Raw genomic sequence first — 18,933 nt, forward strand, 5'->3', positions numbered from 1 at the left:
TTGCGCGGGAGGTCTCATGGCCGGCAAGGGTATCGATGCCGTCGTGCTGGCGCGACGCGCGCTGACCGGCCGCATCGCCGAGTTCTGCATCGAGCGCACGGACGGCCGCCCCTTGCCGATGGCCGAATCCGGCAGCCATATCGAGCTGCATTTCGGCGGCGGTGAGCATCGTTTCGTCCGGCACTACTCCATCGTCGGTCCCCTCACGCTTCGCGATGAGCCCGAGCCCTTCTGGCGCATCGCCGTGCAGCGGGAGAATCGCGCGCGCGGCTCCGCATTCATTCATGACACTTTCCGCGCCGGCACGGCATTGACGCTCTCGCGTCCGATCAACGCCTTCCGGCTGGCGCGCCATCAGGCGGCGACGCTGTTGGTCGCCGGCGGCATCGGCGTCACGCCCATGCTCGCGATGGCGCGCTCGCTGCGGATGCGGAACGTCGATTTCTCGATGCTTTATGCGGGGCAGGACCGCTCCACGATGGCCTATGTCGACGAGCTGCAAGGCCTGTGCGGCGACCGGTTGAGCCTTCATGAAAGCAACCGCGACGGCATTCCCGATCTCGTCAGGCTGCTGTCCGGCCAACCTGCCGAGACCGTCGTCTATGTCTGCGGCCCCGTAGCGATGATCGAGGCGCTGCGCGAAGCCGCCTCCGCCCTGGGCTGGCGCAAGGAGCGCGTCCGCTTCGAAGTGTTCAACGCGGCCCACAGGCCCGATGACGGTGACTTCGAGGTGCGGCTATCCACCGGCCGCCGCGTCAAGGTGGGAGCCGGAACGACCATCCTCGATGCGCTCGAGCTTGCCGGCGTCGATACCTTGTCGAGCTGCCGGCGCGGCGAATGCGGTCTCTGCATCACCGACGTCGCAGCTTGTGACGGCGAGCTCGATCATCGCGACCGCTATTTTAGCGACGAGGAGCACCGCGCGAACAGGCAGATCGCGATCTGCTGCTCGCGGATCACTGGCCGCGCGCTGGCGCTCAACGTCTAGCCCCCAAGGAAGGTTGAAAGCCGATGGATACGATCGACCTGTCCCGACCGACCGACGAGGCCGTCTTCGCCGCGATGGAGCCGAAGGAGCCCGGCGACTTCGCCAACCATGCCACGCCCCTGATCCGCAATTGCTGGTACGCCTGCGCGCGTGCGGGCGAGATCGGCCGCACGCCGCTGGCCCGAAAGCTGCTCGGCATTGACGTGGCATTGTTCCGGACCGCAGCCGGCGCGCCCGTCGCGATGCGCAATCGCTGCCCGCACCGGTCGTTTCCGCTCGCACGCGGCAAGCTGGTCGGCGATCGTCTGGTCTGCGGATATCACGGCATGGAGTTCGGGCCCGATGGTGTCTGCGCGCACATGCCCGCGCTCACGCAGGCGCCTGCGACCGCGACCGTCCAGACCTATCCGGTCGCGGATCGCGGTCCCCTGACCTGGATCTGGATGGGCGCGCCCGATCTCGCCGACGAGGCGTTGATCCCCGACACGTCGTGGCTGAGCGATCCCGCGTGGGGCACCGTGACCGGCCGCTTCCACATCAAGTCGGACTACGTGGCGATGCACGAAAACCTCATCGACCAGACCCACTTTCCGTTCCTGCATCCGGGCACGGTTGGCACGCCGGAATATGCGCGCTCGAAGCTCAGCGTCTCCACGGAGAACAACCAGGTCGTGATCCGCCGCGAATTGAAGGATGCACCGCCGCCGGGCGTCTACGGCAAGCCGGCCGACATCATGCACAAGCGGGTCGACCGCGCCTCCGAGGCGCGCTTCGTCTCGCCGGCGCTTCACACCGCGTTTGCAAGCGTGTTCGATCCCGCGCCGGACTCAGGACAGCCGTCGCTCTATCGCTACAACATCACCCACGTTTTCACGCCGGAGACCAACAATTCGATCCACTACTGGTGGTTCAACTCGCGCGACTATCGCCCCGGCGATCCCGAGATCGACAAGTTCATGTTCGAGGCGCATTCGCAGGCCTATCACGAGGATGTCGAAGCGCTCGAATGGATCAACGAGGTGGTCCGGACTGATGGCGAAACGCAGTGCGACCTGAGCTTTGCGCCGGACAAGCCCGGCCTGATGGCCCGCCGCATCATGTATCGCCTGTCGGCGAAGGAAGCGTGCTGAGCGCAACGTCGTCGCGTTCCGATGACAAAGAACAACACTGCAAGGGAGGGACAAGTGAGGAAGCAATTGAAGAAGAAACTGAAGAGGAAATTGAAGTCTTGGAGCATCGCTGCAATGGCGGCTCTGGGAATGGCAGCGGCGGCTCATGCCGCGGATCCCGTCAAGATCGGCGTGATCATCCCGATGACCGGGCCGTTCCAGTCGAACGGCAAGCAGATCGAGGCGGCGATCAAGGCCTACACCAAGGAGAAGGGCGACACCGTCGCCGGCCGCAAGATCGAGTTCATCCTCCGCGACGATCGCGGCGCGCCTGACAACGCCAACCGGTTTGCTCAGGAGCTGATCGCGCAGGACCGCGTCGCGATCCTGACCGGGTTCGGCAACACGCCTGCGGCGCTCTCGGCCGCCGCGTTCGCCGCCAAGGCCAAGGTGCCGCAGGTGATCATGGTCGCCGCGACATCGTCGATCGTCGAGAAGTCGCCCTATGTCGTGCGCACCTCGCAATCGATCCCGCAGATCGCCAGTGTCATCGGCCAGTGGGCACCGAAATCGGGCCCGAAGACCTTTGTGAGCATCGTCTCCGAATACGGTCCGGGCCTGGACGCCGAGGAATGGTTTGCCAAGACCGTCGAGGCTCATGGCGGCCGCGTGATCGAAAAGCTCAAGGTCCCGCTCGCCAATCCCGACTTCGCGCCGTTCCTCCAGCGCGCGGCCGATGCCAAGCCGGAAGCTCTCTTCGTGTTCGTTCCGACCGGTGCTGGCGGCAATTTCATGAAGCAGTTCGTCGAGCGCGGCCTCGACAAGGCCGGGATGAAGCTGGTCGCGATGTCCGACCTCACCGACGACGATCTCCTCAACAACATGGGCGACGCGGCTCTGGGCGCCATCACCGGCGGTCCCTATTCGGCAAGCCACGATTCGCCCGAGAACAAGGCGTTCGTCGCGCAGTTCAAGGCGGCCAATCCCGGCATGCGCCCGAACGTCGTCGCTGTCGGTGCGTGGGACGCGCTCGAGCTGATCTATCGTGCCGTGGAGGCGACCAAGGGCGACACCAATGGTGATGCTCTCCTCGCCGCGATGAAAGGGCAGAGCTGGAACAGCCCGCGCGGACCGATTTCGATCGATCCCGCGACGCGCGACATCATCCAGAACATCTATATGCGGAAGGTCGAGCGTCACGACGGCGAACTCTACAACATGGAGTTCGAGACCTTTCCGAACGTGAAAGACCCGGCGCATGGAGCGTCGGAAAGCAAATGATGGACCAGCGCCACATGACGAACGTCTCCTCGCCCATGCCGATCCGGGCCGACACCGTCGGCAGCCTGCTTCGTCCGGACGGTCTCCATGCCGCGCGCCGCCGCTTCGAGCTCGGTGAGATCGATGCGGCTGCGCTGCATGAGATCGAGGATCAGGCGATCGCCGATGTCATCGCCTATCAGGAGGGGATCGGGCTCCCCGTCGTCACCGACGGGGAGTTCCGGCGCGAAAACTGGTGGATCGATTTCGTCCGCAAGCTCGAAGGCGTCGAGATCGTCGCGGGCGGCGGGACGGCGTTTGCAACCAATGAAGCGCCACGATACGTGCCGAAATCGGTGCGGGTCTCGGGACAGGTCGGCGCGGCCGGACCGATCCTGGTCGACGACTTCCGCTTCGTCCGGAAGAACGCCAAGTCCATCGCCAAGATCGCGGTGCCGTCACCGACACGGCTGCACTTTCATGGCGGCCGCAAGTCGGTCTCGACCGAAGTCTATCCTGATATCGAGGCCTTCTTCGCCGATGTTGCCGCGGTCTACCGCCGCGAGATCGCCGCGCTGGAAGCGGCCGGCTGCCGCTACATCCAGATCGACGATCCCCTGCTCAGCTACTTTCTCGATCCCCATCTGCGGGCCGAAATCGTCGCCGACGGCGATGATCCCGATACGCGGCTGCGGCGCTACATCCGCCTGATCAACGACTGCATCGCGGAGCGGTCTGCGGCGACGACGATCGGCATCCATATCTGCCGCGGTAACGCGCGCAGCACCTGGCTGGCGGAGGGCACGTACGAAGGGCTCGCCGATACCTGCTTTGCGCTGCTCAACGTCGATCGCTTCCTGCTCGAATATGACGATGAGCGAAGCGGCTCGTTCGCGCCGCTTCGTTTCATGCCGAAAGGCAAGCAGGTCGTGCTCGGCCTGGTTACGACCAAGCATGCCCGGCTCGAGGACAAGGATGCCCTGAAGCGGCGGCTGGATGAGGCCGCCAGGCTGATCGATCCGTCGTTCCTCGCGCTCAGTCCGCAATGCGGCTTCGCCAGCGTGGTCGAAGGCAATCTGATCACCGAAGCCGACCAGCGCGCCAAGCTGGCGTTGGTGGTGCAGACGGCAAGGGAGTATTGGGGCGCGGCGTAGGGGGGTGAGCGAAATAGCATGTGGGCCGAAAGCGGCTCCGCAAACTCGCTGTCGTCCCGGCGAACGCCGGGACCCATAACCCCAGGGAGCGGTTATGGGGCAGGCTGGTAACCACAAGTCTTCGCCAAACTCTGTCCTGTGGCTATGGGTCCCGGATCGGCGCGCGCTCAAGGCGCGCTTGTCCGGGACGACATCATTTCACCGGCCGCTTCTCGAGCTTCCTGGCCAGCGTGCGCCGGTGCATCCCCAGCCTCCGCGCCGCCTCCGAGATGTTGAAGTCCGTCTCGATCAGCGTCTGGTGAATGCGTTCCCATTCGAGCGTCTTGATCGAGGTCGGGCGGGCGTCGAGCGCGACCTCGGCGTTGCCTTCGGCCTTGTTGAAGGCGGCCTCGATATCGTCGGTGTTCGACGGCTTTGCCAGGTAGTGACAGGCGCCCAGCTTGATCGCCTCGACGGCGGTGGAGATGCTGGCAAAGCCGGTCAGCACCACGATCAGCATCTCCGGATCGTGCGTGTGCAGCAGCTCGACGCAGGCGAGCCCGGAGGCGCCGCCGAGCTTGAGATCGACCACGGCATGGCCGAAGGATCGCTCCTCCAGAACTTTGCGCACCTCTTCGATCGAAGCTGCGAGGACGACCTCGTAGCCGCGGCGCTCGAACGAGCGCTTCAGCGTGCGCGCGAAGCCAGCATCGTCCTCGACGACGATGAGCGAACGGTCAGGCGTCAAATTGACCTCCGATCGCGAGCGTTGCGAGCGGCAGCGTCAGGCGGACGGTGGCGCCGCGCTTCCTGTGGTTCTCGGCGGTCACGGTGCCGCCGAGCTTGCGCACGACGTTCATCACCAGGAACAGGCCGAGCCCGCCGCCGGCGCGGCCCTTGCTCGAATGATAGGGTTTCCCGAGCTGCGCCAGCATCTCCGGCGCAAAACCCGGGCCGCGGTCGCTGATCGACAGCACGAGATTGTCGCCCTCGCGCTCGGCCAGCAGCTCGACCCATTCACGCGAGACCTCATAGGCGTTGTCGAGCACGTTGAAGATCACCTGCTTCAGCGCGATGTCCGAGACGATCGCGACGTCCTCGCCGAAGGTATTGACGAAATAGAGCGTGCGCGCCGAGCGCGCGTCGCGCCACTCGTCCACCAGCGCGGTGACAAACGCCGTCACCGTCGTCGGCGAGGAACCTTCGCCGCGCGCTTCGCCCGCCGACACCAGGATGCCCGTCACGATGGTCTTGCAGCGTTGCAGGGAGGTTTCCATCTCCGCGAGATCCTCGGCGAGCTCCTGGTCGGCGGCGAGATCGGGCATGCGGCGCCAGTCGCTGAGGATGACCGACAGCGAGGCGAGCGGCGTGCCGAGCTCATGCGCCGCGCCGGAGGCGAGCAGGCCCATGCGGACGATGTGGTCCTGCTCGGCCGCATGCTGGCGCAAGGCCGCCAGATGCGCATCGCGCTCGCGCAAATTCCTGTTGATGCGGGTGACGAACACCACCAGCAGCACCGCGTTGAGAACGAAGCCCAGCAGCATGCCTGCCACGGTGAGGCTATAGGTCTCGCTGATCGGGTTCGGCGGCAGGTCGAGCGGTCGGTACGCCAGGGTCAGCCAGACGAAACTCGCACAGGTCAGCGCGACCAGCGACCAGGTCGAGCGACCATCGAGCAGCACCGCGCCGAGGGTGACCTGGAGCAGGAACAGCGAGGTGAAGGGATTGGTGGCGCCGCCGCTGAGGTAAAGCTGCGCGGTCAGCGCGGCGACGTCGAGCATCAAGGCGACCAGCAGCTCGTTGTTGGTGATCGCGGCGCGATGGCGCACCCAGACGAGGCTGGAGACGTTGAGCAGCACCAGCGCGCCGATCACCGCGCCCATCCGTTCCAATGGCAGGGGAATACCCAGGCCAAAATGCACGCCGCCGATGGTCACGATCTGGCCGACCACCGCGGTCCAGCGCAGCTGGATCAGCAGCGCCATGTTCTTGCGGTTGGTCTCGTCGTCGGTCGGCGCAACGCCGATCAGCTCGCTGCGCGCGTCCGCCTGCGATTGCAGCGTGACGGCGTCATGCGTCTTTCCGTCGTCAGGTCTGCTCGACGATCGTTCCAGCATCTGATCCCGTCCTGCGGGCGACAGCGTCCGAGCCGCCGTCCGGTTCGTGGACGAAGCGCTTGCGGCGGAACAGCCCGCCGCCGAATGTGACGAAAAGTTTACCCGCCAGCATGAACGCCAGGGCAAACCACGTCAGCGCGTAGATCAGGTGGTTATTGGGAAAGGCGACCACGGTCAATCCGCCGATTGGACCGGGGCCGGATTGTGATCCGGCGTCGGCATCGACGAAGAAGGGCGCGACGTTTTCGAGACCGCGTGCCGCCGCAATCGCGGCGACATCCCGCGAATACCAGCGGTTGTGCTGGGGCACGTTATTCCGGAGGAATCCGCCCTTCGGCTCGCTCATGCGGAGCAGGCCCGTGATCTCGACCTGGCCGTCCGGATTGCCGTTCTGGCGCGTCGATGCGTCGCGCCGCTCGGTCGGCACGAAGCCGCGATTGACCAGGACCTGTGTGCCGTCGCGGCGCTGAAGCGGCGTCAACACCCAATAGCCCGGGCCTTCCTCGGTGACGGCCTGAACCAGCGTCTCGCGGTCATGCAGGAAGCGGCCGGCGACGCTGACGTGCCTGTACTCGTCGTTGGCGGCGGAGACCGCAGGCCATGACGCAGGCGAGGGGATCGGCTGGGCCGGGGCATGGACGCGCTGCTCGACGCGGTCGATCAGCGCCAGCTTCCAGGCGCGGCGCTCGACCTGCCAGACGCCGAGTGCGATCAGAAGTGCAAAGGCCGTGAGCGAGAGGACCGTGAGCCACAGGGACGGGCGCGCGGTCTTGTGGCGCGCGCCTTTTTCCCTGCCAGTCACGGTCCCGGGTTCGCTCATTTCATTCCGCTCATCTGGTGGATCGGCATCATGTTGCTGTTGAGGTGGTTCATCACCCACAGCGAACCGGACAGCGCGATCACCACCATGACGATGGTGAAGATCAGCGCCATCATGCTCCAGCCGTTCTCGGACGTCGTGTTCATGTGCAGGAAGTAGACCATGTGCACGACGATCTGAACGACCGCGAAGGCCATGATGACGAGCGCGGTGATCTGCTTGCTCGGCAGCGCGCCGCTCATCACCAGCCAGAACGGGATCGCGGTGAGCACGACCGAGAGCACGAAGCCGAGCATATAGGTCGAGAACGAGCCGTGGGCGTGGCTGTCGCCGTGGTGATGATCGCCCGCGTGGGCGGCGTGGGTATCGGTGTTCATCGCAGAACTCCCAGGAGATAGACGAAGGTGAAGACGCCGATCCAGACCACGTCCAGGAAGTGCCAGAACATCGACAGGCACATCAGGCGGCGGCGGTTGGCTTCGATCAGGCCGAACTTTTGGACCTGCACCATCAGCGTCACCAGCCAGATGATGCCACAGGAGACGTGCAGGCCGTGGGTGCCGACCAGGGTGAAGAAGGAGGACAGGAAGGCGCTGCGCTGGGGCGTCGCGCCTTCGTGGATCATGTGGGCGAACTCGGTGAGCTCGATGCCGATGAAGGCGAGGCCGAACAGGCCGGTGATCGCCAGCCACATCTGCGTCTGCGCGACCTTGTTCTGCTGCATCGTCAGCATGGCAAAACCATAGGTGATCGACGACAGCAGCAGCATCGACGTGTTCACCGCGACGAGGTCGAGGTCGAACAGGTCCTTCGGCGCGGGCCCGGCGGCGTAATTGGCACCGAGCACGCCGAAGGTGGCGAACAGCATCGCGAAGATGAGGCAATCGCTCATCAGGTAGATCCAGAAGCCGAGCGAGGTGCTGTAGCCTTCCGGATGCGGGTGTTCATCGGCGAGATAGAAGACCGGCTCGCCGGTCTGCGAGGGATTGACAGAGACGGTCATTTACTTGGCTCCGGCGAGCAGTTTGGTGCGCGCGTCCTCGGTCCGGATGACGTCCTCAGCCGGAATGTCGAAGTCGCGGTGATAGTTGAAGGTGTGACCGATCCCGACGACGAGCATCGCGATGAAGCTCACGGCGGCCAGCCACCAGATGTACCAGATCAGGCCGAATCCCATCGCGGTGGCGAGGCCGGCGAGGATGACGCCGGTGCCGGTGCTGCTGGGCATGTGGATCGGCTTGAACCCGGTGAGCGGACGCTGGTAGCCGCGCTTCTTCATGTCCCACCACGCGTCGTTGTCATGAACGACGGGAGTGAAGGCGAAGTTGTAGTCCGGCGGAGGCGATGAGGTCGCCCATTCCAGCGTGCGTGCATCCCAGGGATCGCCGGTGACGTCCTTGAGTTGCTCGCGCTTGAGCAGGCTGACCGCGAACTGCATCAGCATGGACAGGATGCCGAGGAAGACGAGGAAGGCACCGATCGCGGCGATGACGAACCAGATCTGAAGCGAAGGATCGTCGAACACGCGCAGGCGGCGGGTCACGCCCATCAGGCCGAGCACGTAGAGCGGCATGAAGGCGAGGTAGAAGCCGACGACCCAGAACCAGAACGACAGCTTGCCCCAGAACACATCGAGCTTGAAGCCGAACGCTTTCGGGAACCAGTAGTTGATGCCGGCGAAGGCGCCGAACACCACGCCGCCAATGATGACGTTGTGGAAGTGCGCGATCAGGAACAGGCTGTTGTGCAGCACGAAGTCGGCCGGCGGTACCGCGAGCAGCACGCCGGTCATGCCGCCGAGCACGAAGGTCAGCATGAAGGCGACCGTCCACATCATCGGCAGCTCGTAGCGGATGCGGCCGCGATACATCGTGAACAGCCAGTTGAACATCTTCGCGCCCGTCGGGATCGAGATGATCATCGTGGTGATGCCGAAGAACGAGTTGACGCTGGCGCCCGAGCCCATCGTGAAGAAGTGGTGCAGCCACACCAGGTACGACAGGATGGTGATGACGACCGTGGCGTAGACCATCGAGGTGTAGCCGAACAGCCGCTTGCCGGAGAAGGTCGAGGTGACTTCCGAGAAGATGCCGAAGGCGGGGAGAACCAGGATGTAGACCTCGGGATGACCCCAGATCCAGATCAGGTTCACGTACATCATCGGGCTGCCGCCGAAATCGTTCGTGAAGAAGTTGGTGCCGACGTAGCGGTCGAGCGAAAGCAGCGCGAGCACGACGGTCAGGACGGGGAAGGAGGCGACGATCAGGATGTTGGTGCAGAGCGAGGTCCAGGTGAACACCGGCATCTTCATCATGGTCATGCCGGGGCAGCGCAGCTTGACGATGGTACAGATCAGATTGATGCCGGATAACGTCGTTCCGACGCCTGCGACCTGCAGCGCCCAGATGTAATAGTCGACGCCGACGTCGGGACTGTAGCCGATGTTCGACAGCGGCGGATAAGCCAGCCAGCCGGTGCGGGCGAATTCGCCGATGAACAGCGAGGCCATCACCAGCACCGCGCCGCCGACCGTCATCCAGAAGCTGAAATTGTTCAGGAACGGGAACGACACGTCGCGGGCGCCGATCTGCAGCGGCACGACATAGTTCATCAGGCCTGTGACCAGCGGCATCGCCACGAAGAAGATCATGATCACGCCGTGGGCGGTGAAGACCTGGTCGTAGTGATGGGCGTTGAGATAGCCTTCGGAGCCGTTGAAGGCGAGCATCTGCTGGCCGCGCATCATCAGCGCGTCGGCAAAGCCCCGCAGCAGCATCACGATGCCGAGGATCATGTACATGATGCCGATGCGCTTGTGGTCCACGGTGGTGAACCATTCGCGCCAGAGGTAGCCCCACAGGCGGAAATAGGTGAGGCCGGCGAGCAGCGTGGCGCCGCCGAGCGCGACCACCGCGAAGGTGCCGACGACGATCGGCTCGTGCAGCGGCAGCGATTCGAGGCCGAGCCGGCCGAAGATGAGCTTGAGAAGATCAGGAGACATGCGCGTTCTCTTTAGGAGTCTGACTTCGGACGCTGTCCGAGGAAGAAGGACGAGGACTTCAGCGGCGTGAAGATCGGCCGCTTCAGGCCGGCGCCGAGCAGCGGCGCGGTGTCGGTCGGTGCCGTGATCGAGGCAGTGGTCCGGCCCTGCGGTGCATCGGGCGTGCAGGTGCCGGCGACGAAGGTCGGCTCCGGCCCGAGCGCGCTGCCGCGGCGGGCGTACTTGTCGTAGGCCAGCGGCAGGGTGTTGTTCAGGCCCTGGTGGCCGTTGCCGCCCTTGGCGTCGATTGCCATCATCTCGCTCTGGCACATCTTGCCGGTCTCGACGCACATGTTGAGGATCAGGCGGTAGAGATCGGAATCGACCGTGCCCCAGCGGCGCACCGGCTCGTTCTGGCTCGGCTTCTCGAGCTGGAGATATTCGGCGCGGCCGAGCGAGCCCCCAGCAGATTTGGCCTGTGCGATCCAGGCGTCAAAGCCCTTGTCGTCGAGGCCGTGGAAGTTGAAGTGCATGCCGGAGAAGCCGGCGCCGCTATAGTTCGCCGAGAAGCCCTTGTAGATACCGGCGTGGTTGATCACGGCGTGCAGCGACGTCTCCATGCCCGGCATCGCGTAGATCTGTCCGGCGAGCGCGGGGATGTAGAACGAATTCATCACCGAGGAGGCGGTGATGTGGAAGTTGATCGGGCGATCGACCGGCGCGGCGAGCTCGTTGACGGTGGCGATGCCGTAATCCGGATAGATGAAGAGCCACTTCCAGTCGAGCGCGACGACATCGACCACGAGCGGGGCCTTGGACTGGTCCAGGGCGCGGTCGGCATGGATGCGGCCGATGTTGCGATAGGGGTCGAGCAGATGCGTGCCCATCCAGGTCAGCGCGCCCAGGCAAATGATGATCAGCAGCGGGGCCGACCAGATCACCAGCTCGAGCTTGGTCGAGTGATCCCATTCCGGCTCGTAGCGGGCCGAGGTGTTGGACTGGCGGTAGCGCCAGGCGAACAGCACCGTCAGCGCCATCACGGGGACGACGATCAGGAGCATCAGAACGGTGGAGATGATGACGAGGTCGCGCTGCTGGGCAGCGATGTCGCCGGCTGGCGCCAGCACGACGTAGTTGCAGCCACTGAGCGCAACTGCCAGAGGTAGCAGCGCCAGGATCTTGAGACGGGACACGGCCGAGCCTTATGAGAATGAGTTTCCTTTGCGGGGCCAACGGGTAGCTGCGGCGCAGCAATCCGGACATTGGACAATTTGTCCAATGTTGCAGTGCGGAATGTTGGGTCAGACAGAACCAGATTGCCCGGCTTCCCGCCGGGCGGTCGGCTTTGGTTTTCAGGACGTTAAGGGCGCACGAATGGCGACGGCACAGACCCCCGCAATGGCAGACCTCCACTCGGGCGAGCACGGCCACGACCAGGCCAGTCCCGGCGAGATCGCCATCGGCGTCATCATCGGCCGCACCTCGGAATTCTTCGACTTCTTCGTGTTCGCGATCGCCTCGGTGATCGTGTTCCCGCGCCTGGTGTTCCCGTTCACGAGCGAACTGACCGGCACTCTCTATTCCTTCATGGTCTTCGCACTGGCCTTCATGGCCCGGCCGATCGGCACCGTGATTTTCATGACGGTCGACCGCGCATACGGCAAGACGGCGAAGCTGATCTCGGCGCTGTTCCTGCTCGGCACCGCCACCGTCGCGCTGGCGTTCCTGCCCGGCTATCACGAGATCGGCGTTGCCGCGATCTGGCTGCTGGCGCTGGCGCGGATCGCGCAGGGCCTGGCCTGGGGCGGCGCCTGGGATGGCATGGCTTCGCTGCTGGCGCTGAATGCGCCGCCGTCCAAGCGCGGCTGGTACGCGATGGTGCCGCAGCTCGGCGCCCCGCTCGGCCTGATCGTGGCGAGCGCGCTGTTCGCCTATTTCGCCGGCAATCTCTCGGCCGACGACTTCTTCGACTGGGGCTGGCGCTATCCGTTCTTCGTCGCGTTTGCCATCAACGTCGTGGCGCTGTTCGCGCGCCTGCGCATGGTGACGACCGAGGAATATGCCTCGCTGTTCGAGACCCGCGAACTCCAGCCGTCGCGCATCTCCGAGACCGTCGCGCGCGAAGGCCACAACATCATGCTCGGCGCCTTCGCGCCGCTCGCGAGCTTCGCGCTGTTCCACATGGTCACGGTGTTTCCGCTGTCCTGGGTGTTCCTGTTCACCCGCGAAAGCCCGGTGCGCTTTTTGATCATCGAGATCGTCGCCGCCGTGTTCGGCGTCGGCGCGATCGTGCTCTCCGGCATCATCGCCGACCGCGTCGGCCGCAAGTCGCTGCTGATGGGATCGGCGATCGCGATCGCGATCTACAGCGGCTTCGCCCCGCAGCTGCTCGACGCCGGCGCGTTCGGCGAGACCATCTACATGGTGATCGGCTTCATTCTGCTCGGCCTGTCCTTCGGCCAGTCCTCGGGCGCGATCGCCTCGAATTTCAACCAGATGTATCGTTACACGGCCTCGGCGCTGACCTCGGACATGGCCTGGCTGTTCGGTGCCGGCTTCGCCCCGTTGGTGGCGCTTCTGCTCGCCACCAATCTCGGCGTCATCGCCTCGGGTGCGTATCTGCTGTCAGGCGCGTTCTGGACCCTGCTCGCGCTCTGGCTCAGCGGCCAACGCGAGGCGGGGGACATGGACGCGGGGCGCTAAGAGGCTCGCGTCGTCGCCGTATCAAAGGTGTCGCAGGGTGGGCAAAGGCGCGCAGCGCCGTGCCCACCATCTTTCATCGATTGCGATCGGGAATGGTGGGCACGCTTCGCTTTGCCCACCCTACGGCAGTTATGTTTGTCCGAGACGACGGCGGAGCTCCTGGTCCGTAGCCTCAATCCGCCACGACTTTCACGCGGTCGCGCACCTTCACCTGCGCGGTGCGATCGAGGCCGTTGAGCACGCGGAAGCGTTCGGCGGGGTGATCGACGCCGGCCATGCGGTGGGACAGCGATTCCACGGTGTCGCCGGGTTGCACCGTGATGACCTTGATGCGCAGCGGGCGCGCGGCCTGGATCTCGTCGAGCGTCAGGCGGCGGAATGAATTGACGGTCTCGCGCGCGTTGCGCTCGCTCTCGGTCGATTTCTGTCGTGCCGCGAAGATGAAGCGATAGACGTCGCTGCCGAAGCGCAACGCATAGACCTTGAACTGCCACTGATCGCCCTTGGCGGTGGCGGACGCGGCCGGAAAACCGTTGATGGTGATGTCCTCGGTGGAGGTCTTGTCGACGCCCTCCATCCAGCCGGAATTGAGGTAATCGCCGAGCGACTGCTCGGCCGGGACCCTCACCACGTCGAAGCGCATCGCCTGCGAGCCGCCGTCGCGCACGCCGATCACCGCCTGCGCGGTATTGTCGAGCGTGAAATTGTCCGGCGCCTGGAAGGTGAAGCCGAGTTTCGGGTGCAGGAAACGCCGGCCGCGCACAAACCCTTCGCTGGGATCTTCGCCATAGACGAGGTTGTCGATCGCGGCGAGGTAGGTTTCGCGGTCGCGCTCGGCGCCCTCGGGCGCAGCATATTGCCGCGCGATGGTCTGCGCATTCTGCACGCGCTCCGGGGTGGCCGGATGCGACGAGGTGAAATCCTGCGCGCGCGGATCGAGCGAGGTCTTGCCGGCCTTCAGCTCGGCATTGCGTTCCATCGCCGAGAGGAAGCGCGCGGCGCCATACGGGTCGAAATGGGCCTTGGCGGAAATGCCGACGCCGATGCCGTCGGCCTCGAACTCCTGATTGCGCGAAAAGCTCGCCATGGTGAGCTTGGTCTTGGCCAGCGCCAGCGCGGTGAGATCGGGATCGTTGCTCATGTCGGTGACGACGCGGGTGACGATCGCGGCCTGGCGCGCCTGATCCTCGCGCATCGCGGCGTGCTTGGACAGCACATGCGCCATCTCGTGGCTGAGCACCGAGGACAATTCCGACGTATCGCTGGCAAGCGCGAGCAGGCCGCGGGTGACATAGAGCTGGCCATTCGGCAGCGCGAAGGCGTTTACCGCGCCGGAATTGAGGATGGTGACCTTGTAGCCCTGATCGGGGCGATCGGACGCCGCGACGAGGCGATCGACGGTCTTGCTGACGAGCGATTCGAGCCGGGGATCGTCGTAAGTTCCGCCATAGCTCGCCAGGATACGCTCGTGCTCCTTTTCGGTGGCGGGGGTCTGTGCGACGGCCGGCTTGGGCTTGGGCATCGCGACGGTCGGAGGGGCTGCCGCGGTCTGGAACCGGTTCATATCACCGCAACCGGCGAGGGCTGAGCCCAGCACGAGGCATAGCGCGGCCGGCGCCGCCCGCAGGCGACGGCGTTCACTCCATACGTGCCGTTCTAGCACCCCATTCACGTCGCTTAACCCGTGCTGGCCCTTTTTAGGGCCTTACCCCTGTCGGCTCGTTTGCGCCTAGCAACTCGACCTGTCCCACGAGGCGCACATCGATCCGTGGCCCCGTATTCCCTTCAACCCAGCCCCGGACGCGAATGCGTCGATTCTCCAGGGACTTAAGAGTGATCCCGGCGTTTTCGAACGCCGGCTGTATGCGCCTTGAAATAGTCACGGCAAAGCCGCGTGTCCAGTTCCGTCCGAAGTTGAGGTAGGTCATTGCCCCAGCTTGCCGGACCGACAGGACTTTGCCTTCGACCACCGTAAAGCGCCCGATCCCCGCCCAAATATCGTCCGGACTTTCCGCGTTTTTTATGGCCGACGGGTCAGCCCAGCTGCCCATTTTTTGGCGCCGCGCCTCGGCCTCCGCCGCCATCAGAGCCGCCGCGCAGTCCTTGTCGGCGATTTCGGCGGAGACGATGGCGTCGCCCTGGGCGAGCAGAATGGCCTGGACCGAAATATCGCTTTCGCCGACGAAGACCAGCGCGCCTTGCCGGCCGTAGCGATCGGGCGTGTCGTCCGCGCTCCGCAGATTCACGTCGCGGCCGACGAGCAGCGAGCTCAACGCCTGCTTCGTTGTCGCGGTTGCTTCGATCCCGGTGAGGCGGACCTCGCGACCGTCGTCGAGACGCACGCTGCGGGCATCGACGATTCCCGCGACGCGGCCTTCGCCCTGCGTTTCGAATTGGCACGGTGTCGCGAGCGCGGTGTGAGACGCGAACAGAAGAATTGCGACGGTGAGGTGAAGCAGTCGCGTCACGTTGCCCGGAGAGGTTGCGTTTCGGTCCAAGTTTAACTCAAGCGTGGCGGGACGCGAAGAGGCTTCGTCACACGCCGTCATTGCGAGCACGGCGCTCGTAGGGTGGGCAAAGCGAAGCGCGCCCACGTACGTTGCTAACCGCGCGCGGCTGGTGGGCACGGCGCGAAGAGCGCCTTTGCTTCGCTCAGCTCGCAATGATGTGGAGACATGTATCCGTACCTGACCATTCCGCTTTGCGGAAAACGTGTGCGTCAATCGTGTCGCGTGTCGCGCACCTTCGCTTGCTGCGCTCTCGCGCATGCGGCATGATTGCGGCAATAGCGATAGCCAAGAGCAACAACCAAGCCGCCATCAGAGTACGGCGCGATAAGGGAGGTCTTTTTCGATGAAGCATGTTTTGTCGGGCATTTTTGCTGCCGCGTTAGCCCTGAGTGCGAGCGCCGCGCAGGCTCAGGACAAGCCGCCACTCAAGATCGGCGGCATCCTCGACATGTCGAGCCTGTATGCCGACATCACCGGCCCCGGCAGCGAGACCGCGGCCAAGATGGCCGTTGAGGATTTTGGCGGCGAGGTGCTGGGACGCAAGATCCAGGTGCTGGCAGCCGACCATCTCAACAAGGCCGACCTCTCGGCAAACATCGCCCGCGACATGCTCGACAACCAGGGCGTCGAGATGATCTACGACGTCGCGGCTTCGGCCACTGCGCTTGCCGCCGGCGAGATCGCGAAAGCGCGCAACAAGATCATCATGTTCAACGGCCCGGGCTCGATCCGTCTCACCAACGAGGCCTGCGGCCCCTACACCATCCATTATGTGTTCGACACCTACGGCCAGGCCAACGTGACCGGCCTTGCCGCCGTGAAGTCCGGCCTCGACAGCTGGTTCTTCCTCACCGCCGATTACGCCTTCGGTCAGGACCTGGAGAAGGACACCAGCGCCGTCGTCACCAAGACCGGCGGCAAGGTGCTCGGCAGCGTGCGCCATCCGCTCAACACGTCGGATTTCTCGTCGTTCCTGCTGCAGGCGCAGGCCTCCAAGGCCAAGGTGATCGGCCTCGCCAACGCCGGCGGCGACACCGTCAACGCGATCAAGCAGGCGGCCGAGTTCGGCATCACCAAGGGCGGCCAGAAGGTCTCGCCGCTGCTCGCCTTCGTCTCCGACATCGACTCGATCGGGCTGGAGACCGCGCAGGGCCTGCTGCTGGCCGAAGCGTTCTACTGGGACCTCAATGACGACACGCGCGCGTTCTCGAAGCGCTTCATGGAGCGCACCAAGCGCGTGCCGACCTCTGCGCAGGCCGGCGTCTATTCGTCCGTCACGCATTACCTGAAGGCCGTGAAGGCGGCGGGCACGACCGACTCGGCCACCGTCATCAAGGTGATGAAGGAGACGCCGATCAACGACTTCTTCGCCAAGAACGGCAAGATCCGCGAGGACGGCCGCATGATCCACGACATGTATTTGTTCGAGGTCAAGAAGCCGTCGGAGTCCAAGGGCCGCTGGGACGACTACAAGCTGCTTGCCACCGTGCCCGGCAACGAGGCGTTCCAGTCGCTGGAGCAGTCGCGCTGTCCGCTGGTGAAAAAGTGACGCGAAGCGTCATCCCGGGGCGCGCGTAAGCGCGAACTATGGTGCGCAATTGCGCACCTGAGGATCTCGAGGTTCCGGGTTCTCGCTTCGCGAGCCCCGGAACGACGACCAAAACAATAACAAGGGAAACGTCGCATGAACGACATGGTCCTGCAAAAGCTCGAAGGCGGGCTGCTCACCATCACGATGAACCGTCCCGAGCGGAAGAACGCGCTCAATCCCGACATGGTCGCCGGGCTGGTCGAAGCCGCGCGGCGCGCGGCCGACGATCCCGAGGTGCGCGCGGTGCTGTTCAAGGGCGCGGGCGGCTCGTTCTGCGTCGGCGGCGACGTCAAATCGATGGCGGCAGGCCGTGCGCCGCTGCCGTTCGAGGTGAAAATGGCGAACCTGCGCCGCGGCATGGAAGTCTCGCGCATCCTGCACCAGATGCCGAAGCCCGTGGTGGCACAGCTCGACGGCGCCGCCGCCGGTGCCGGCCTTTCCATGGCGCTGTCGTGCGATCTGCGCATTGCCTCCGAATCCTGCAAGATCACGACGGCCTTCGCAAAAGTCGGTTTCTCCGGCGACTACGGTGGCACCTATTTCCTCACCCAGCTGCTCGGTAGCGCGCGGGCGCGCGAGCTCTATCTGATGTCGCCGGTGCTCACGGCGAAGGAGGCGCATGCGATCGGCATGGTGACGAAGGTCGTCCCCGATGCCGAGATCGATGCCGCCGCGCACGAGCTCGCGCTGTCGCTGGCGCAGGGGCCGTCGATCGCGCTCGGCTTCATCAAGCGCAACATCAACAACGCCGAGCATCTGGCGCTGGAAGATTGCTTCGACGGCGAAGCCATCCATCACACCCGTTGCAGCGACACCGAGGATCACAAGGAAGCCGCGAAGGCCTTTGTCGAGAAGCGCAAGCCGACCTTCAGGGGCGCATGACGATGGCGCCCTATATGCGGCTGCGGCAGATCTGCCTCGTCGCGCCGCAGCTCGCGCCTGTCATCTCCGGCATCGCCGAGATCATGGGCCTCGCCGTCTGCTACCGCGACGGCAATGTCGCCAAATACGGCCTGGAGAACGCGCTGCTCCCGGTCGACACGATCTTGCTGGAGGTGGTCGCGCCCTTCAAGGACGGCACCACCGCCGGCCGCTTCATCGAGAAGACCGGCGGCCGCGGCGGGTACATGGCCATCTTCTGCTGCAACGATCCCGACGAGCGCGGCCGCAATGCCAACGCGCTCGGCGTCCGCACCGCCAACGTGATCGACCACGCGCCATATCACGGCGTGCAGCTCCACCCCCGCGACTGCCGCGCCGCCTTCATCGAGTTCAACCACACGAAAGGCAGCGACGATATTCTGGGCCCGTACCCGCCGGCGGGACCGGACTGGCAAAAATTCATCCGCAAGGACGTGACGCAGGCGCTGACGGCCGTGGAGATGCAGAGCCCGGATCCGCAGGGGCTCGCGGAGCACTGGGGCAAGATCATCGGAATTGTGCCGAGTGGCGATGCCGAATTGAAGCTGCCCAATGCCACCTTCCGCTTCGTGAAGGGCACAAACGAGATCATGAGCGCGCTGGAGTTTCAGGTCGCCGATGTCGCGGAGGTGCTGCACGCGGCCAAGGCAAAGGGGCTCGCGGTGGCCGGTCATGAGTTCTTGCTGGGCGGGGTGACGTTCCGCGTCAGGTGAATACTCTAAACCCTCTCCCCTTGTGGGAGAGGGTGGCTCGCCGCGGTAGCGGCGAGACGGGTGAGGGGTCTCTCTCCGCGAACGCCTT

17 protein-coding genes are annotated in these 18,933 nt (G+C 64.7%); 8 read left to right on the forward strand and 9 right to left on the reverse strand.

Features of this window, described 5'->3' with window-relative positions; translation table 11 throughout:
- Positions 1 to 16: 16 nt before the first annotated feature.
- From NLM15_RS03275 to NLM15_RS03290, 4 genes are all read left to right on the forward strand, one after another.
- Entirely contained in the window at positions 17 to 988 is a 972-nt protein-coding gene (locus tag NLM15_RS03275) for a PDR/VanB family oxidoreductase (RefSeq protein WP_254115253.1), read from the forward strand.
- Between the two features lie 23 nt (positions 989 to 1,011).
- Positions 1,012 to 2,118, forward strand: a complete 1,107-nt coding sequence (locus NLM15_RS03280; protein WP_254115254.1) for an aromatic ring-hydroxylating dioxygenase subunit alpha — start codon at positions 1,012 to 1,014, stop codon at positions 2,116 to 2,118.
- Positions 2,119 to 2,232: 114 nt separating this feature from the next.
- The gene (locus NLM15_RS03285; RefSeq protein ID WP_254115255.1) at positions 2,233 to 3,378 is read left to right on the forward strand and encodes an ABC transporter substrate-binding protein; all 1,146 of its coding nucleotides are present in this window, start codon (positions 2,233 to 2,235) and stop codon (positions 3,376 to 3,378) included.
- Entirely contained in the window at positions 3,375 to 4,511 is a 1,137-nt protein-coding gene (locus tag NLM15_RS03290; protein ID WP_254115256.1) for a 5-methyltetrahydropteroyltriglutamate--homocysteine S-methyltransferase, read from the forward strand. The genes NLM15_RS03285 and NLM15_RS03290 overlap by 4 nt, the downstream gene beginning before the upstream one ends.
- Positions 4,512 to 4,704: 193 nt before the next feature.
- Here the strand turns inward: NLM15_RS03290 and NLM15_RS03295 are convergent, their stop codons facing one another.
- The 7 genes from NLM15_RS03295 to cyoA are packed head-to-tail and all read right to left on the reverse strand — an operon-like array spanning position 4,705 to position 11,600.
- The gene (locus NLM15_RS03295; protein WP_254115257.1) at positions 4,705 to 5,238 is read right to left on the reverse strand and encodes a response regulator transcription factor; all 534 of its coding nucleotides are present in this window, start codon (positions 5,236 to 5,238) and stop codon (positions 4,705 to 4,707) included.
- Entirely contained in the window at positions 5,228 to 6,607 is a 1,380-nt protein-coding gene (locus NLM15_RS03300; RefSeq protein ID WP_254115258.1) for an ATP-binding protein, read from the reverse strand. Before NLM15_RS03300 ends, NLM15_RS03295 begins: the two co-directional genes overlap by 11 nt.
- Positions 6,579 to 7,427: an SURF1 family protein gene (locus tag NLM15_RS03305; protein WP_254115259.1), complete on the reverse strand. Its 849-nt coding sequence runs from the start codon at positions 7,425 to 7,427 to the stop codon at positions 6,579 to 6,581. Before NLM15_RS03305 ends, NLM15_RS03300 begins: the two co-directional genes overlap by 29 nt.
- Complete coding sequence (gene cyoD, locus NLM15_RS03310) at positions 7,424 to 7,804, reverse strand: cytochrome o ubiquinol oxidase subunit IV (RefSeq protein ID WP_254115260.1); 381 nt, start codon at positions 7,802 to 7,804, stop codon at positions 7,424 to 7,426. Before cyoD ends, NLM15_RS03305 begins: the two co-directional genes overlap by 4 nt.
- Positions 7,801 to 8,430 carry a cytochrome o ubiquinol oxidase subunit III gene (cyoC, locus tag NLM15_RS03315; RefSeq protein WP_254115261.1) on the reverse strand — a complete coding sequence of 210 codons (630 nt, stop codon included), beginning with the start codon at positions 8,428 to 8,430 and terminating at the stop codon, positions 7,801 to 7,803. The genes cyoD and cyoC overlap by 4 nt, the downstream gene beginning before the upstream one ends.
- Positions 8,431 to 10,428, reverse strand: coding sequence for a cytochrome o ubiquinol oxidase subunit I (gene cyoB, locus NLM15_RS03320; RefSeq protein ID WP_254115262.1), 1,998 nt, complete (start codon positions 10,426 to 10,428; stop codon positions 8,431 to 8,433).
- Between the two features lie 11 nt (positions 10,429 to 10,439).
- Positions 10,440 to 11,600: a ubiquinol oxidase subunit II gene (cyoA, locus tag NLM15_RS03325; RefSeq protein ID WP_254115263.1), complete on the reverse strand. Its 1,161-nt coding sequence runs from the start codon at positions 11,598 to 11,600 to the stop codon at positions 10,440 to 10,442.
- 181 nt (positions 11,601 to 11,781) lie between these two features.
- Between cyoA and NLM15_RS03330 the strand changes: the two genes are divergently transcribed.
- Positions 11,782 to 13,110 (forward strand): MFS transporter, encoded by a 1,329-nt coding sequence (locus tag NLM15_RS03330; RefSeq protein WP_254115264.1) that lies wholly within the window; start codon positions 11,782 to 11,784, stop codon positions 13,108 to 13,110.
- A gap of 172 nt (positions 13,111 to 13,282) precedes the next feature.
- Here NLM15_RS03330 and NLM15_RS03335 read toward each other — a convergent pair whose 3' ends face one another.
- Both NLM15_RS03335 and NLM15_RS03340 read right to left on the reverse strand, forming a co-directional pair.
- A complete protein-coding gene (locus NLM15_RS03335) occupies positions 13,283 to 14,674 on the reverse strand; it encodes a M48 family metalloprotease (protein ID WP_254115265.1) in 1,392 nt (463 codons plus the stop codon).
- A gap of 133 nt (positions 14,675 to 14,807) precedes the next feature.
- Positions 14,808 to 15,659, reverse strand: coding sequence for a thermonuclease family protein (locus NLM15_RS03340; RefSeq protein WP_254124134.1), 852 nt, complete (start codon positions 15,657 to 15,659; stop codon positions 14,808 to 14,810).
- Between the two features lie 304 nt (positions 15,660 to 15,963).
- On the opposite strand from NLM15_RS03340, the gene NLM15_RS03345 reads away from it, so the two are divergent.
- The 3 genes from NLM15_RS03345 (at position 15,964) to NLM15_RS03355 (ending at position 18,845) form a co-directional block, all read left to right on the forward strand.
- Positions 15,964 to 17,169, forward strand: coding sequence for an ABC transporter substrate-binding protein (locus tag NLM15_RS03345; RefSeq protein ID WP_254115266.1), 1,206 nt, complete (start codon positions 15,964 to 15,966; stop codon positions 17,167 to 17,169).
- A gap of 135 nt (positions 17,170 to 17,304) precedes the next feature.
- Positions 17,305 to 18,093 (forward strand): enoyl-CoA hydratase, encoded by a 789-nt coding sequence (locus NLM15_RS03350; RefSeq protein ID WP_248881154.1) that lies wholly within the window; start codon positions 17,305 to 17,307, stop codon positions 18,091 to 18,093.
- Between the two features lie 2 nt (positions 18,094 to 18,095).
- On the forward strand, positions 18,096 to 18,845 hold the full coding sequence (locus tag NLM15_RS03355) for a hypothetical protein (protein WP_254124135.1): 750 nt from the start codon (positions 18,096 to 18,098) through the stop codon (positions 18,843 to 18,845).
- The last annotated feature ends 88 nt before the right edge of the window (positions 18,846 to 18,933 follow it).

The sequence above is a fragment of the Bradyrhizobium sp. CCGB20 genome (genome assembly GCF_024199855.1).
Lineage (GTDB): Bacteria > Pseudomonadota > Alphaproteobacteria > Rhizobiales > Xanthobacteraceae > Bradyrhizobium.